We start from the raw sequence: 15,567 nt of genomic DNA on the forward strand, positions 1-15,567 counted from the left end.
AATCTACCTATTTCGACAATTTTTTAAGCATTATTTACGATTAAGAATTACCCGGATCAACGGAGAAATCCTCAACTTGTTGCAGCATAATTTGTTGTTCAAATAGATCTGGATATTCTTGAATCCAGTCATCAACTAAAAAATAAAAAGATATCCAGCAACTCATAACCACATGACCCAGGATTAATAACAGAAACGGACCACTAATTAAAGGGGGAGTTGGTCGCAGTTTAAATTTAGCATCAATCAACTGAATTAAAAACACAAAACAAGCGCAGATAATCGGCCAAACAGTTATGGCAAATGTGGGTAACTGTTCAGCAGTTTCCTGATCAACTAATACGGTAATTAAAGTTCCGGTAATCCAAGGACTTAGGGAAACACCACGAATGATAAAAGGATGTTGATTGGTGCGCCAAGAAATGCCAGCAGTTAGCAAAATCCAACTCAGGTTGGCTATGGAGTTACTGCGTTCGATGTTATCGGTCAGCAGGCTAGAAACTAACCAAGCCAATAGACCGACTATGACTACACTTTTCCAGTGATATAACTTAGGTGGCTTAACGGTATTTACCACGGAAGTGACATTTTTAACTAAGGGATGTTTCAGGGGATTATCCATTATGATGAAACCTCGTTAGCTTGCAGTACAGTTAAGGCTATAATACACACATAACTAATGGTGTGTGCGCGGACAAGAGAGCGAATAATGATTTGAGTCTCCTGACTCATGGAAAAAATCAGAGGACTTTGAGATTTTTTGGGGTCAGGCTTGTCTTGTTGGGGGGGGATTTCGCATAAAAATTTATACAAAGCAAATCCATTAACTTTAATGGCTAAATATAACAAAAAATAAACCATCGTAATGAGGAGCAAGGTTAGAGACAATTGGGGAGTTTCTCCGACCAGAAGATACACGATAAAATCTTTCTGAACAAAGTCAGGAATCACTCCCTTTATTATAAAAAAGCTCATAATTCCGACGATTTCTGCTAACAAATTAATGGCGGCTGCATATTCGACACTTTTGCGGGGGGACAAATTCAGATAACCACTCAGAAGCCATGATTCAAGGGTAATCACAATTAACAAACGACAAAATCGGGTGAGGATTGTCCGTATTCCAATGGTGACAGCAGGTAGCATGAAGCGTGGACTCCATTAAGATGATAAACTTAATCTATCATTAAGTTGGGAAATGATTAACATTTGCTGTACTAGGGTACACCAAAGCTATTTTCGTCAGCACCCCCGGCTGAAGCACGGGGGCTTCGTGCCCCCCGATTTCAGGTAGCTGACCAGCTTAAGCCTTAACTGGCTACGTGAGCGAGCAAGAGTTAAAGTTCCTACCCTGGAATGCGTGCTAGTTCCAGGCACTAGAACCAAATCGTTAAACAGTTCTAAGGGGTTAAGACAGTGCGATTTGGAAAGTACCGACTCTGAACATTAGCGTTCGCGCAGCGTGCGCGTTAGCGCAAGCGCAAACGTTACGAGCAATCAGAACAGACGCAACAATGTCTAACCATATTTTCGTTTTAGATACCAACCGCAAGCCCCTGACACCGTGCAAGCCAGGGGTGGCACGATCACTGCTCAAAGCCGGGAAAGCATCGGTATTTCGACGCTACCCATTCACCATTATTCTAAACAAGGAGGTTGACGCTAATCCTGAACCCCTCTAACTAAAATTAGACCCAGGCTCTAAAGTCACTGGAATTGCCTTAAAGCAAGGGAATCATATTATCTTTGCTGCCGAGTTGCAGCACCGAGGACAGCAGATTAAAGAAGCATTGCTCTCTCGTCGTCAACTCCGACGTTCTCGACGAAACCGCAAGACCCGATATCGACCAGCTCGGTTCTTGAATCGGACTCGTCCCGAAGGTTGGTTAGCTCCCAGCTGGCAGCATCGAGTAGATACTCTAATGACCTGGGTTCACCGATTTCGTAGACTTGCCCCAGTTGGCCGCATTACCCAAGAGCTAGTACGGTTCGACCTGCAATTGATGGAAAACCCTGAGATTTCAGGTGTTGAGTATCAGCAGGGAGAATTACAAGGCTATGAAATCAGAGAATACCTGTTGTTCAAGTGGGGCAGAACCTGTGCTTACTGTGGGGCTCAAAATGTACCACTTGAAGTTGAGCAGATCCAGCCTCGGTCTAAGGGTGGCTCTGACCGGGTTTCTAACCTGACGATGGCTTGCCACTCATGCAATCAAGCCAAAGGCAATGGAGACATTCGGGATTTTTTATCGGGCCAGCCTGATGTCCTGAGTCGTCTTCTCAGGCAGGCCAAATCACCCCTTAAAGATGCGGCTGCCGTTAACTCGACCCGATGGGCCTTGTTCAAGGCTCTGAAAGCAACAGGACTCCCAGTTACCACAGGAACGGGCGGACAAACGAAGTTCAATCGACTGAGGCTCAACCTACCTAAAGCTCACTGGCTTGATGCTGCCTGTGTTGGACCAGTCGAATCACTCGAAGTTCTGACTTCAAAACCGTTGCTGATTTTAGCAAAGGGGCATGGAACCCGTCAGATGTGCGGGACGAATAAGTACGGATTCCCGAATCGTCACCGCTCCAGGAGGCAAATTCATAAAGGCTTTCAGACTGGCGACATGGTGACGGCACTGGTCACAGCGGGGAAGAAAATTGGCTCATATCTAGGACGGGTTCTCTGCCGTGCGTCTGGTAGTTTTGATATTACCACCGCTTCTGTACGGGTGGCAGGCATCAGCCACAAATACTGCCAACCCATTCACAGGAAGGATGGTTACGCCTATGCTTGAAAGATTGACGGGGACTAAAGTCCCCCTGTCGCGTTTCCTCCCCGGTCTAAAGACACGGGGCTTCCACGCTCCCAAGAGGTTTACGTGATTGATAAGTCTAACGATCGCCCTACTATGGGAAAGGGGAGCAAGAATTTAATCCAAGATTTGCTTGACATCTTAGGACAATAACGTACAATACCCCAAAGATTCGCAACTCAATAATGAGTATACGGTCAAACCCCAGACCATGCCAAATTTCCCTGACGACATACTCATCAAGTCGGATTCTTCATGGTAAAATCCAATCATGGTGCGAGACGTTTAGGAGTCAAATAAGGCTGCAATGCCTGAAATAACCTCCTAGTGGGACTTTCACCCCTTGGTGAAATATAAGGGACTCGTACCCTGACCATCCCATAACTGTTTATATGTCCCAACGTTTGGTATAGAAATATACAAAACAAGGCAGGGAACTCAAGGTCAAAACGCCCAACTGGAAATATTAATGATTCCTTAACAATTGCGTTGAGAGTAACGGCGATAGCCACCCCCAGTTTTGGGAATCATAACCCCAGGATTGAAGCGGGGAACGGAAGGCGTGAAGTAGAACCTACTACCAAATGCGACCACTGCCAACCATCCATGATTAGGGAAACCGAATGTCCGGCTTGAACCATCGTAATGATTTAGCAGCGAAACAGGTTGATACGCTGCGTTCAAAAGAGCAAGGGGAAAAGTAGGGTAATCATGACATCACCTACACAGACTTTTAAAAGTACCCCGGTGGAGAGGACAAATCTAAAGATGGAATGCCCGTATAAACGGAACGTTTAAACCCCTTTTAGGCTCTCAAGTGGCAGGATGTACCTGCGGAGTAGTGAAAGTGTAAGCGTATACCTTTAAGGGGAAAGGATGTGACTGAAAGCCAATGCCTAACTGTAATGGTTAGGATATGCCCACTAGTCACGGTGTGGATATAGAGACTGCGACAATTAGGAGTGTTTACGACGAAAGCGAGTTTAAACACTACGATGTTGTATTTAGCTCCAAAAGTTGAAATCACAAAAGCAGGGAGTCGTTACCCTGTTCCCGATGTCAAAAGGGGTATCCACATCAGGAGCCGTGTGATGTGAAAGTATCAAGCACGGTTTTGAATTGGAGTTGGGGAAGGCGACTTCCCTTTCGACCATAACCCTTACAAAGCTTTCCGGACAAAACTCAAACTCAATGACCGTCATCGCACCTTGATGGCCAAACACGCGGGTTATGCTCGGTTCGTGTTTAATTGGGGATTACACTTATGGATGTCAGCTTATGAAGAGGGACTCAAGCCTAATATAAACTCCATTAAAAAGGTTTTTACTAATTATGTGAAACCTCAATATCCTTGGATGTCCGAATTGTCTTCTAAAGTTGATCAATATGCCTTCATTAATCTAGGGGATGCCTTTAAGCGCTTCTTCAAGGGAATAAGCAGTTATCCTAAATTTAAGAAGAAAGGCTACCATGATAGCTTTACCCTTGACAATTCCGGAAAGCCATTCAAGTTGTCAGGAACTCGCCATAAGCTGCCTTTTGTGGGCTGGGTTTCTACATTTGAGGCTCTACCCGAAAGTTGGGTTAAGAAAGTCACTATAACGCGCCAAGCAGGTGACTGGTATATGAGCTTTTTCGTAGAAATCACGCCAGAAATTACACCGAAATATCGAGAGAGAATCGGGGTAGACCTAGGAATTAACAATTTGGCGACTTGCTCCGATGGGACCCAATTCTCTAATCCCAAGGCTTATAAAGCAGTCACCCAAAAACTAGCCAGATTACAACGTCATTTAAGTCGCAAAGTCAAAGGCTCGAAAAATTGGGCCAAATGTCTCTTAAAAGTTCAAAAGCTACATCAAAGAGTAGCAAACATTCGGCGGGACACCATTCATAAAATAACTACTTTTTTGGCTAAAAACCACAGCCAAGTCGTCATTGAAGATTTGAATGTGTCAGGTATGCTGAAAAATCATTGTTTGGCGGGTTCTATCGCTGATGCTTCATTTTATGAGTTCCGTCGGCAACTAGGTTACAAGGCAGAACGTTATGGTTCAAAGTTGATTATTGCCGATAGATTTTATCCATCCAGTCAACTTTGTTCTAACTGTGGCCATCGTCAACAAATGCCCCTAGTCCGTCGGACTTTTGAATGTCCAAACTGCGGTCTGGCGATAGATCGTGACTTGAATGCCAGTATAAACCTACCAGTGCGAGACGTTTAGGAGTGAAATAAGGCTGCAATGCCTGAAATAACCTCCTAGAGGGAGATAGACTGACTCGACCAGTTTACCCCTTAACTGTATATATGTCCCAACGCTTAGGAAGTTGTGATTCTAAGCAAGGCAGGGAACTCAAGGTCAATCCCATTTTAAGAAATCGCAATATACCGTCCAAGTATTACCTAGGAGGAGTATTATAACTCACTTGGGGCGATTATGGGAAAGAGTAAAGGCGGTAGCCACCCCCAGTTTCAGAAATCACAAATCTGGGATTGAAGCGGGGAACGGAAGGCGTGATGTAGAACCTACTACTATAGGCGACCACTGCCAACCATCCATGATTAGGGAAACCGAATGTCCGGCTTGAACCATCGTCATTATACAGCAGCGAAATAGGTTGATACGCTGCGTTCAAAAGAGCAAGGGGAAAAGTAGGGTAATTTTAGCATCACCTACACAGACCTTTAAATGTACCCCGGTGGATAGGACAAATCTAAAGATGGAATGCCCATATATATGGAACGTTTAAACCCCTGTTGGGCTCTCTACGAGTACATCTTGTAGAGTAGTGAAAAGTGTAAGCGTATGCCCATAAGGGGAAAGGATGTGACTGAAAGCCAATGCCTAACTGTAATGGTTGGGATATGCCCACTAGTCACGGTGTGGACATAGAGACTGCGATGATGTAAGAGTGCTTATGACCGAGAGCGAGTTTAAAGACTACGTGGTGTATATAGCTCCTAAAGTTGAAGTCACAAAGCAGGGGGTCGTAACCCTGTTCCTACTGACAATAGGGTGTTCACATCAGGAGCCGTGTGCTGGGAAACTCGCATGCACGGTTTGGAATTGGAGTTGGAGGGGGCGACCTCTCTTTCGACCATACCAAATCGCCTGGTTCCGACGATTACACTTGTGGACGGGGTGCTGCCGACAGTCCCGGACGAAGCCAGAAATAAACATCAAGATCCGGCTATGTCCGGTTTTGTTTAAGTTTTATAGAGCAGTAATCATGATATTGATGCCGGGAAAAAGCTACAGAGGTACACTTCCACCCCTGACACGACACCAGGAAGAACTTAGCGATCGCCTACGACAAGATGTAGAAGCGATCGCCGGGACCGGAGAACATAACTATATATATTACGATAATCTTCTTAAAACTGAGGCTTACCTAGAAAGTAGACTGACCCAAGCTGGTTATACAGTCCAACGCCAAGAATATCTGATTGGCGATCGCCAATTTACCAATTTAGAGGTAGAAATACCAGGGGAAGCCCTGGGGGAAGAAATTATAGTGATTGGGGCTCACTATGATTCTGTGGTAGGCTCTCCTGGGGCTAATGATAACGGATCAGGAGCGGCGGCGGTCTTAGCACTAGCCGATTATTTCGCGGCAACCCATCCCCAAAAAACTCTAAGATTTGTGGAATTTGTGAATGAAGAACCACCCTTTAGCTGGACTCCAGACATGGGAAGTTGGGTTTATGCAAAGCGATCGCGAGAAAGAAATGAGAAAATAGTGGCGATGCTGAGTTTAGAAACAATGGGCTACTACTCGGACACTCCTGGAAGTCAAACCTACCCCCTGGGGCTATTAAATAATATTTACCCGATCACTGGAAACTTTATCGCATTTGTTGGTAACTTCGCATCTGGGGGATTAGTCCGGCAAGTAGTTAAGGCATTCCGTACCCATACGCTGTTTCCCTCAGAAGGCTCGATTTTGCCTAATACGGTTCCGGGTGCGGGTTGGTCGGATCATTGGTCTTTCTGGCAGGAGGGTTATCCGGGAATTATGGTCACGGATACGGCTATGTTTCGCTATCCCTACTATCACACCCAGGAAGATACCCCAGCAATGGTTAACTATAACCACCTCGCTAGGGTAGTTTCTGGCTTGGAGGCAGTGATTATGAATCTGGCTAATATTGATTGATTCACCCCCCAGCTAAGAGGTGGGAGTTAGGAGGATAAACTGTCGAGATAGGAGCGATCGCACTCCGGAAATGTCCAGTTTCACAGCAGCCAGAATATCACCGACAGTGCGGGGATTTTCTACGGTACCATCAGCAGTTGAATTAGTTTCACAGGCTTGGAGAAACTCAAACTCATCATCTGATAATGTCACCAGGTGATAATTGCAATCAAACACTGTTTGACTCGGCCAACCATTCAAACAGTAGGTTAACTCAGGAATGGCAGCTAATAAAGCGCTATCATCAGACCAATCTGCCTTGGGTAAAGGGGGACGAGCCAGGAAAAACTCATAATGGCTAACCTTGGGGTCTAATAACTCAATGAGGCGATATAGTTGGCGATCGCTTAAATTTTCGACCCTTTCCATAAGTTCGGGGGATTTACCAACCAGGCGATTAATATCCCAATACTCAGGATTAGAAAAACCGACAAATTCCAATTGAGAGCTATCAATCAGCTCAAACAGAGTGTCAATATTGTAGTCAATTTCTTGGGGATGGACATACATATCAGCAAAACACTCATCTCGCTGATTTTCCAGAGCCCAACGTTCGGACTCATACAGGACCAAACGGTTATCTTCGGGTAAGGCTTCAAAAACTTTGCGCCCCACATTTACGCCGTCCTGATAATCGCCACGTTTGTCCCCTTGTAATAAGGCGATCGCCTGCTGCATAAGTCGCACTTCCCAGCGACCCAACTCAGCATAAACAAATATATGTAATAATCCCCCCGGCGTTAACTTAGAAGCCAAGGCTTGGATACCCCGAATGGGGTCTGGTAGGTGATGGAGTACCCCCACACAGTTAATAAAATCAAACTCCCCCTCCAATTGTCCCACATCATAGAGACTCATCTGTTGAAATTGAGGCTCTGGAGTTCCCGGAGTAGATATCCCGGAGCGGCGACAGCGTTCTTGAGCCGTAGCGATCGCTCCTGAACTCAAATCAATACCCAAAACCTCAGCCTCTGGGTTAAGCTGAATCAGATATTCGGTACTCGAACCGGTGCCGCAACCCGCATCCAAAATCCGAATTTTAGTTTTCTGGGGTTTTTGTCCCGTACAAAATCCATAGGCTGCTGACCAACACCAGCGCCAGTTATAACCCGGTGGCGGTTCATTTAACAAAGGGTCAGGGGGAAAAGGGTAAATATCGTAAAGCCGTTTGACAGCAGCGCTAATTTCTTCCATGATCAAAACCAACAGACAACAACCCAAGCAAGCAAGCGAACGTGCTTTTTCAGAATACCTTACAATTGCCCCCAGTAGACCATAAATCTGTGGGGTGTTGGTCATGTAACAAAACTTATCGTTTTTTCTCAGATAAGTTCTGGTAAGTCTATACAATAGGTCTGGATACGCGATTTAATAAAATGCGAGGATTGCAGCCAAAAACATTTTAGCTGTAATTATCTGTAAAAAGATTAACCAGGTTAACAACTCAAGGAGCATGATTTAATCTCAAATTAGGTTAACATTTTACGGCAATACGGTATAATACCAAGTATGGTGCGAGACCTTCGGGTATGAAATAGAGCTGAAATGGGCGTGGGGACTACCCGGTGAGGACTTCAACCCCTTGCTTGATTGGGTCGCATCCCTGGCCATCCCATAACACAGCCGGATTTTTTGGCCCACCTTCGAGACTTCCAATATGGTTGCCAAGGTGAAGCGTCTAATCAGGTCTAAGACTGCCCGATCCATGCTGACATGGGCGCATTATCGATTCAAACTAACCCTGAGACATAAGCGCGGAAATAACTGAACAGTTGTAGATGTGACCGAAGAATACACCAGCAAAACCTGTACTCACTGTGGTCATGTCCATTCCCAGCTAGGTGGCTCAAAAGTGTTCCGATGTCCTGAGTGCGGGTTCACTCTACCACGGGACTGGAACGGTGCTTTTGGAATCTTTCTAAAAGCTTTGCGGGATACCGCCTCTGTTACCTTAACGGGTAATAGTGCTATCGTCGCATTGTCCGGGAACAACCGGAAAAATGTCGCGTAAATGTATCAGCAATAGCCCCGGCTAGTCCAACTGGGCGATGGAGTCTAACTGATCCTTGGGGTTGAGTAGAATAACCTGTTATAGGGTGTATGTAATACGCCCGTAGTGTAATGACTGTGAATAGGGAGCGATAGAGATCGAATGAGTGTTAAGGCAAGTGGTGGCAGCTCAGTTGCGCGTCCGCAACTTTACAAAACCGTCCCAGTTTCAACAATTTCTCAAGCCGAACAACAAGATCGCTACTTGGGGAAAACTGAACTTAGTGATTTAGCAACTTACTTTAGTTCTGGGGCAAAACGTCTGGAGATCGCCCAAGTTCTCACCCAAAACGCAGAATTAATCGTGTCTAGGGCAGCTAACCGGATTTTTACCGGAGGTTCCCCTTTGGCATTTTTGGAAAGACCCGAAGAACCAGAAATGGCTATGGCTGCGGCGGGTAGTGGGGATATGGAAGTCGCCGAAGGTATGAAGCTGGGAACAATTTCCTATGTTGACAACCGGGGTGGCGGCTTCTTTGATGGTATCAAGTCCCTGTTCAAAGATTCAGGCAGTGGCCCTGCGGTATTCCTGCCGCCGGGGTTCCGACCGATTAACGTCTCCCGCTACGGTCCGGGAAATATGACTAAATCCCTGCGGGATTTGAGCTGGTTCTTGCGTTATACCACTTACGCGATCGTGGCGGGTGATCCTAATATCATCGCCGTTAACGTGCGTGGTTTGCGGGAAATTATCGAAAATGCCTGTTCTAGTGCGGCGACTTTGGTGGCTTTGCAGGAAATGCGGCGATCGGCTCTGGGATATCTGCAAAATGACAAAGAAGGTCAGGAAATTGCCCTGCAATACTTCAATGTTCTGATTAGCGAATTTGAAGGCGCAACCCCTTCTAACAAAGTCCGTCAAGGTCAGAGTGTTGATCAGCAAGGCTTGGAACTGCCTCAGATTTACTTTAATGCGACGATCGCTCGTCAGAAGTTTGTGATGAAGCCGGGTCTGTCTTCCTCGGAAAAACAGGATGTGGTGAAAGCTGCTTATAGACAGGTGTTTGAGCGTGATATTACCCGCGCTTATAGCCAAGGGATTTCTGACCTGGAATCTAAGTTTAAAAATGGCGAAATCAGCACTAAAGAGTTTATCCGTCGTTTGGGTAAGTCTCCTCTGTATCGCCAGCAGTTCTACTCCCGCTTTGTCAACAGCCGGGTGGTGGAACTGGCGGCGCGTCACTTCTTGGGACGGGGTTTGAGTTCTCCCGAGGAGTTTAGCAAATATTTTGCGATCGTCACTAAAGGCGGTTTGGCGGCCCTGGTCGATGCTATGGTTGATTCGTCCGAGTATGCTGATTACTTTGGTGAAGAAACCGTCCCTTATCTGCGGGGTCTGGGTACAGAAGCGCAAGAGTGCCGCAACTGGGGCCCTCAAATTGACCTGTTTAACTACAGTGCGCCTTTCCGTACAGTTCCACAGTTTGTCACTTTGTTTGGTGACTATAAACAGCCTCTGCGGGATCAGCACGTCTATGGTATCGGTAACGATCCTTTAGAAATTCAGTTTGGGGCGATTTTCCCGAAAGAAACCCGCTCTCCCCAAAATCGTCCGGCTCCCTTTGGTAAGGATACTCGCCGGATTCTAATTCGCAATGGAGCCGGAATTGATAACCAATTGAGCAACCCTGGCGCTCGTGGGAATGCTCCCGGTTCTCTCGGTCCCAAAGTGTTTAAGCTCGATCAGCTTCCCGGTGGTTATGTTTCCAGTAAATTTAGCAACAAGGGTGGGAGCAATGGCGCTAGTGTCAAGTTCTCTGAGAGTTCAACTCAGAAGGTGATCCGAGCCGCTTATTTGCAGGTGTTTGGTCGGGAACTCTATTCTGGTCAGCGCCAAACCGTGGCTGAGATTAAGCTGGAAAATGGCGATATCACAGTTCGGGAGTTTATCCGCATTCTGGCGAAGTCTGATGTGTTCCGCAATATGTATTGGACTTCCCTTTATGTTTGTAAGGCGATCGAATACATTCACCGCCGTCTGTTGGGACGACCCACCTATGGACGACAGGAAATGAATTCCTACTTTGACCTTTGCTCTAAAAAAGGTTTCTATGCTCTGGTGGATGCCATTATTGATTCCGTCGAGTATAACGAAGCCTTTGGGGAAGATACTATTCCCTATGAGCGTTATCTGACTCCGGGTGGTCTGTCTCTGCGTTCTATGCGTGTGGGAACCCTGGCTGAGAAGATGACTATGGTTAAAGACGAACCTACTCCCAGGTTTGTGGAGTTGGGAACTCCTACTGACCAGATGAAAGGTGAACTGGAAATCGATAACCGCATTAACCAGGGAGTTAACAAGCGTCGCGAACAGTCTAAGGTGTTTAAACTCACCAATGTGACTGATAAGGTGGCGCTCCAAACTACAATTGGTGCTATCTATCGGCAGATTTTCGAGCGGGATATTGACCCCTATGTTACTAAGAAAGAGTTTACCGCTCTGGAAAGTAAACTTGGTAATGGCGAAATTACCGTTAAGGAGTTCGTCGAAGCCTTGGGAGCTTCTGCTTTGTATATCCGCGAGTTCTACACTCCCTATCCCAATACTAAGGTGATTGAGTTGGGAACTAAGCACTTCTTGGGTCGCGCTCCCCTTAATCAGGCGGAGATTCGCAAGTATAACCAAATCTTGGCTTCTCAGGGTCTGAAGGCGTTTATTGGCGCAATGGTGAACAGCATGGAGTATGCTCAGGTGTTTGGCGAGGATACTGTTCCTTATCGCCGTTTCCCCACGCTTCCTGCTGCTAATTTCCCCAATACAGAGCTGCTTTACAACCAGTTGACCAAACAAAATGATGAACTGGTCGTTCCTAGTTTTGAGCCGGTTTTGGCTAACGATCGCAGCTAGAGCTAATTTGAGCCTCTGTTAATTTTACCTAGGTTCCCCGTTCATACGAGAGCGGGGATTTTTTTTGTATCCCTAAAGATTTTTCGCCTGGCGAGACTCCCACCACATGGGAATCACAAACCAAGCCACCACCAATAACAGAGCAATGATCGCAAATTCACCCACCCAAGAGACTAATTGGGGTAAAGGGACAACCTGACCGACAAAATAGGCAAGGCTAACCATTACAGAAGCCCAGAGTATCGCCCCAGCACCATTACATAGAAAAAATTTCCAGTATTTCATCCCAGCAATTCCGGCTAGGGGGCCAGCAAAAATTCGCAGGAGGGCCACAAATCTACCTAAAAAAACGGCCTTAGCTGCATTTTGGCTGAATTGGTCTTTGACTTCAATTAGTTGTTCTTCCTTGATGCGGAATAACTTACCCAATAAACACAAAAACGGCCAACCACCCCAGCGCCCTACCCAGTAACCGCAGTTATCCCCTAGGATGGCACCTGCGATCGCACAACCGAGAACCCACCAATAGTTAAGTTCTCCACTCCCGGCTAGGAATCCCCCCACCAGTGTGATAGTTTCTCCCGGTAGAGGAACCCCGGCATTTTCTAGGGCGATACCGCCGAAAACCGCCCAATAGCCATATTCATGGGCGATCGCCTTAATTGTTTCCAGTGATACAACTTCAAAGGACATTCAATGGTGTCTTCATATTTTTTTCGCAATTCTTTACAATCGTATAATATTTTTAGCTATATTGCATTCGATAACCGCCATAGCTGTGGTGGTTAATCTCGGGGTAACTCTCCCCTGGGTGTGGCAGGGGCGATCGCCAACACACATTTTTTGTTACCTACGACAACATATTTACCACCCCGGTCAGATACCATGTAGTTGTCACCAGGGGAATCTTTCCTATAACTACCTCGTCTAAAGGCAAGTGTGGTAGGTTGACCAAAAATTTTGACAAAATTCATTACACATAGGAGAAATAGTCATGAGTGCTAACAAACCCTGGATCATTCGGCCTCAGAATAAATTAGATTCCCAAGGTTCAGAAGAACTGAAAAAACAGTTTTTGTCAATCACTTCTGAACCACCCATACTTTGGATCATAGATATGAGCCATGTAGAATTTATCGATAGTTCTGGTTTGGGGGCTTTAGTGGTGGCTCAAAAAACAGCTAAAAAATTGGGTTGTCGTTTAGTGGTTTGCCACCTAGGGGATGTAGCTAAAATGGTCTTGGAAATTACCCAACTAGATAGGGTGCTTGAAATTGTGGATAACATCGACCAAATTTCCGCCAATCCTCAAACTTTGCTTTCTGCATAAATCCCACTGCCTTTCTGGTAAAATCAATGTCGTCGCTTGAGGAGTTAACTATGGGGTGGATGCGGTACATAGCGATGGCATTAGTCAATACATTGGGCGTTGTGGTGGGGATTATCTTAGTACCCGCCCCTCATGCAGTGGCTCAACTAGCAGCGGAGACAGAGGAGCCAGTAGAATATAAGATCTGGGAATCGGAAACTCGCTTATCAGAATATGGCAGAACTTCCTCTAGCTTAGATCGCCTAGAAACAGTGCGGGAAAATCCCCAATCTGTCCCTCAATTATATGAATTACGCGATCGCCTACAAGCCCAACTTGACCAAGTATCTGGCCCCCCTGACCCCCTGGTAGTTCAGGAAGCCTGGCAATATGAACTACAACTCCAACAATATCATAGTTGGCGTAAAGCCCTACGGCAAACCGAAAGCCGCATTCGCAACGAAGAAAAAGCCAGCCAACACTGGAAACAAGCCGCCGAATTAGCACTCGAAGCCGTAGAAATCGGTCAATATCCTAACCCCACCGTTAAAGATTGGGAAATGGCACAACAGTTATGGATAGCGGCGATAGACTCCTTGCGACAAATTCCCGCAGATAGTTTGATTCAACCCCAGGCTATTGAGAAAATTGTTGAATACCAGGGCTATTTAGCCATTGTCACCTATCAACGAGCCTTGGCTAGTCAACCAGAAGCTGAACCGAGGGCTACTACCGGAGAAATTGCTCAGTTTTCCGTCGCTGAACCCAAGTTTCCCGGTTTTGCTCTCCATGCTGATGTTAATCGGGATGGCGTAATTGATGAGCGCGACAAAATGCGCCCTACTCAATGGTCATTATCTGCTGGACCTTTGATTCTGTTTAATAATGATGATGACGATCGCAGTGGTATTCCTGACTGGAGCGATCGCATTGTTAATGGCGAATATGACGAGGCAGATTTAGCCCAAATTCATTTTAAGATTTCCGAAGAATATCAAGACGCAGATATATATATTAGCGTTGATGAAGCCTCCCGCCGCCGGATTAATATGTTCCAAAAAACCCTGGGCGGCTGGAAATATATTGATTTGTCCGGTGCTTCTCCCCTGGAATTTAGCCCTACTATTATCCTGGGTGTTGAGGCTAAACAATTCGCTGATGGTCAATGGAGTGGCTTAGTCAATGTCAAAGCGATCGCCCGTAAAAATGATACAGAAATCGCCTCTGACCAAATCCAAATGGGTGTCGCACCTTGGATTATGTCTCCTAATACCGCCCCCGTTTCCCAGGTACATATAAGCGATCGCGGTGTGAATCAAGACGTAGTAGAAGCCGTACAAGATGCGATCGCCCCCACCGGAACCCCCACCCGTATTACCCCAGGAGAAACCGTCTGGATGCGAGATAGCGCTGCTATTGGCTATGTACAATTCCCCAGTCCTGATGGTTTGCGTCAATACAATGTCGCTTTAAGCCCTCCCGGCGGCAGTGATTATGCCAGTTCTTTATTAGGGCGAAATTTTGGTTGGGCTGAAATCGGAGAACCCCGCGAACTTGACCCCAAAAATCAATGGTTAGATTTCTATGGCAACCTTAATGTTACCCCACCTATTCCCGGCTATCCTATGGGGCGTATATACTACGGAAAAGCTGACGGGGAAACTATAAATCCCGATATTTTAGCCTTTTTAGAAGCCCAAAAAGTTCAGTGGCCCCCCGTAGAAATTGACACCTCTTGGTTAATTACTCGCCAAGTAGATGAACTAATCACATTTGTTCCCACCGCATCAGGTAGACCCTTAATGCTAGTCGTTAGTCCTCAAGAGGGCGTTAATTTATTGCGGCAATTAGCCCAAACCGGTTACGAAGGGGCAGCAATTAATCGCAGTTTAAGCACCCAAACCACAGTGAGAGCAGCCCTGAATAATGAACTATTAATTCAGCATAATTTGAGGTTGCATCGTGACAAAATCACCCCTTTAATTAATCAGTTAAAAGAGGAATTTAAACTTAATGATGAGCAAATTGTGGAAGTCCCAGCCATGTTTGGTTATACCGGATATGCTTGGTGGCCGAACCCGGTTAATTCTGTGTTTGTCAATGGCAAATTATTGGTGTCTGACCCGCGAGGGGCTTTGATTGATGGCCGAGATTACACCCAGGAAGACTTGCAGCGACGATTAGCGATCGCTGGTCTTGAGATCACATTTTTAGATGATAGTTATTACCAAAACCTCCGAGGTAGTCTCAACGCCGGTTTAAATACTACCAGAATCGGCGAAGAACAGGCCTTCTGGGAATCCTTCACACAACAGTTAGGACAATTTAGCCAACGCTAACAAATAGCTATGGCGATCGCC

The 15,567-nt window shown here is 46.0% G+C and carries 13 protein-coding genes and 2 pseudogenes; 8 read left to right on the forward strand and 7 right to left on the reverse strand.

Annotated features, from left to right (window positions below):
- Positions 1-40: 40 nt before the first annotated feature.
- Together HFV01_RS27155 and fraC are read right to left on the reverse strand one after the other, a co-directional pair.
- Positions 41-622, reverse strand: a complete 582-nt coding sequence (locus HFV01_RS27155; protein ID WP_006622359.1) for a DUF5357 family protein — start codon at positions 620-622, stop codon at positions 41-43.
- On the reverse strand, positions 622-1,146 hold the full coding sequence (fraC, locus tag HFV01_RS27160) for a filament integrity protein FraC (RefSeq protein WP_006622360.1): 525 nt from the start codon (positions 1,144-1,146) through the stop codon (positions 622-624). Before fraC ends, HFV01_RS27155 begins: the two co-directional genes overlap by 1 nt.
- 368 nt (positions 1,147-1,514) lie before the next feature.
- Here fraC and iscB point away from each other — a divergent pair.
- Positions 1,515-2,786: pseudogene (gene iscB / locus HFV01_RS27165) on the forward strand (RNA-guided endonuclease IscB).
- Positions 2,787-3,281: 495 nt separating this feature from the next.
- On the opposite strand, the gene HFV01_RS27170 reads toward iscB, so the two are convergent.
- On the reverse strand, positions 3,282-3,488 hold the full coding sequence (locus HFV01_RS27170; RefSeq protein WP_158536364.1) for a hypothetical protein: 207 nt from the start codon (positions 3,486-3,488) through the stop codon (positions 3,282-3,284).
- 527 nt (positions 3,489-4,015) lie between these two features.
- On the opposite strand from HFV01_RS27170, the gene HFV01_RS27175 reads away from it, so the two are divergent.
- Positions 4,016-5,029, forward strand: a complete 1,014-nt coding sequence (locus HFV01_RS27175) for an RNA-guided endonuclease InsQ/TnpB family protein (RefSeq protein ID WP_311737749.1) — start codon at positions 4,016-4,018, stop codon at positions 5,027-5,029.
- Between the two features lie 211 nt (positions 5,030-5,240).
- Here the strand turns inward: HFV01_RS27175 and HFV01_RS27180 are convergent, their stop codons facing one another.
- Positions 5,241-5,441 carry a hypothetical protein gene (locus HFV01_RS27180; RefSeq protein WP_071533550.1) on the reverse strand — a complete coding sequence of 67 codons (201 nt, stop codon included), beginning with the start codon at positions 5,439-5,441 and terminating at the stop codon, positions 5,241-5,243.
- Positions 5,442-5,857: 416 nt separating this feature from the next.
- On the opposite strand from HFV01_RS27180, the gene HFV01_RS27185 reads away from it, so the two are divergent.
- On the forward strand, positions 5,858-6,016 hold the full coding sequence (locus HFV01_RS27185; RefSeq protein WP_006668361.1) for a hypothetical protein: 159 nt from the start codon (positions 5,858-5,860) through the stop codon (positions 6,014-6,016).
- A 19-nt stretch (positions 6,017-6,035) separates the two neighbouring features.
- Positions 6,036-6,962 carry a M28 family peptidase gene (locus tag HFV01_RS27190; RefSeq protein WP_006670498.1) on the forward strand — a complete coding sequence of 309 codons (927 nt, stop codon included), beginning with the start codon at positions 6,036-6,038 and terminating at the stop codon, positions 6,960-6,962.
- 12 nt (positions 6,963-6,974) lie between these two features.
- On the opposite strand, the gene HFV01_RS27195 is transcribed toward HFV01_RS27190, so the two are convergent.
- Positions 6,975-8,195: a class I SAM-dependent methyltransferase gene (locus HFV01_RS27195; RefSeq protein WP_008052208.1), complete on the reverse strand. Its 1,221-nt coding sequence runs from the start codon at positions 8,193-8,195 to the stop codon at positions 6,975-6,977.
- Between the two features lie 424 nt (positions 8,196-8,619).
- Between HFV01_RS27195 and HFV01_RS27200 the strand changes: the two are divergent.
- A pseudogene (locus HFV01_RS27200) lies at positions 8,620-9,012 on the forward strand (zinc ribbon domain-containing protein); the annotation flags it as partial.
- A gap of 141 nt (positions 9,013-9,153) precedes the next feature.
- A complete protein-coding gene (locus HFV01_RS27205) occupies positions 9,154-11,898 on the forward strand; it encodes a phycobilisome rod-core linker polypeptide (RefSeq protein ID WP_006622367.1) in 2,745 nt (914 codons plus the stop codon).
- Between the two features lie 72 nt (positions 11,899-11,970).
- On the opposite strand, the gene HFV01_RS27210 is transcribed toward HFV01_RS27205, so the two are convergent.
- Both HFV01_RS27210 and HFV01_RS27215 read right to left on the reverse strand, forming a co-directional pair.
- Positions 11,971-12,591 (reverse strand): DedA family protein, encoded by a 621-nt coding sequence (locus HFV01_RS27210; protein ID WP_006622369.1) that lies wholly within the window; start codon positions 12,589-12,591, stop codon positions 11,971-11,973.
- Between the two features lie 92 nt (positions 12,592-12,683).
- Positions 12,684-12,872 (reverse strand): hypothetical protein, encoded by a 189-nt coding sequence (locus HFV01_RS27215; protein ID WP_006622371.1) that lies wholly within the window; start codon positions 12,870-12,872, stop codon positions 12,684-12,686.
- A gap of 20 nt (positions 12,873-12,892) precedes the next feature.
- Here HFV01_RS27215 and HFV01_RS27220 point away from each other — a divergent pair, with 20 nt between their 5' ends.
- Both HFV01_RS27220 and HFV01_RS27225 read left to right on the forward strand, forming a co-directional pair.
- On the forward strand, positions 12,893-13,228 hold the full coding sequence (locus tag HFV01_RS27220; RefSeq protein ID WP_006622372.1) for an STAS domain-containing protein: 336 nt from the start codon (positions 12,893-12,895) through the stop codon (positions 13,226-13,228).
- A 74-nt stretch (positions 13,229-13,302) separates the two neighbouring features.
- Entirely contained in the window at positions 13,303-15,546 is a 2,244-nt protein-coding gene (locus tag HFV01_RS27225) for a protein-arginine deiminase family protein (RefSeq protein WP_315663122.1), read from the forward strand.
- Positions 15,547-15,567 lie beyond the last annotated feature (21 nt).

Source organism: Limnospira fusiformis SAG 85.79 (assembly GCF_012516315.1).
Classification (GTDB): domain Bacteria; phylum Cyanobacteriota; class Cyanobacteriia; order Cyanobacteriales; family Microcoleaceae; genus Limnospira; species Limnospira fusiformis.

Coding starts and splice junctions, on each gene's coding strand:
- HFV01_RS27155 (WP_006622359.1), bottom strand. CDS start 622: ATGGATAATCCCCTGAAACATCCCTTAGTTAAAAATGTCACTTCCGTG.
- fraC (WP_006622360.1), bottom strand. CDS start 1,146: ATGCTACCTGCTGTCACCATTGGAATACGGACAATCCTCACCCGATTT.
- HFV01_RS27175 (WP_311737749.1), top strand. CDS start 4,016: ATGGCCAAACACGCGGGTTATGCTCGGTTCGTGTTTAATTGGGGATTA.
- HFV01_RS27185 (WP_006668361.1), top strand. CDS start 5,858: ATGCACGGTTTGGAATTGGAGTTGGAGGGGGCGACCTCTCTTTCGACC.
- HFV01_RS27190 (WP_006670498.1), top strand. CDS start 6,036: ATGATATTGATGCCGGGAAAAAGCTACAGAGGTACACTTCCACCCCTG.
- HFV01_RS27195 (WP_008052208.1), bottom strand. CDS start 8,195: ATGGAAGAAATTAGCGCTGCTGTCAAACGGCTTTACGATATTTACCCT.
- HFV01_RS27205 (WP_006622367.1), top strand. CDS start 9,154: ATGAGTGTTAAGGCAAGTGGTGGCAGCTCAGTTGCGCGTCCGCAACTT.
- HFV01_RS27210 (WP_006622369.1), bottom strand. CDS start 12,591: ATGTCCTTTGAAGTTGTATCACTGGAAACAATTAAGGCGATCGCCCAT.
- HFV01_RS27215 (WP_006622371.1), bottom strand. CDS start 12,872: ATGAATTTTGTCAAAATTTTTGGTCAACCTACCACACTTGCCTTTAGA.
- HFV01_RS27220 (WP_006622372.1), top strand. CDS start 12,893: ATGAGTGCTAACAAACCCTGGATCATTCGGCCTCAGAATAAATTAGAT.
- HFV01_RS27225 (WP_315663122.1), top strand. CDS start 13,303: ATGGCATTAGTCAATACATTGGGCGTTGTGGTGGGGATTATCTTAGTA.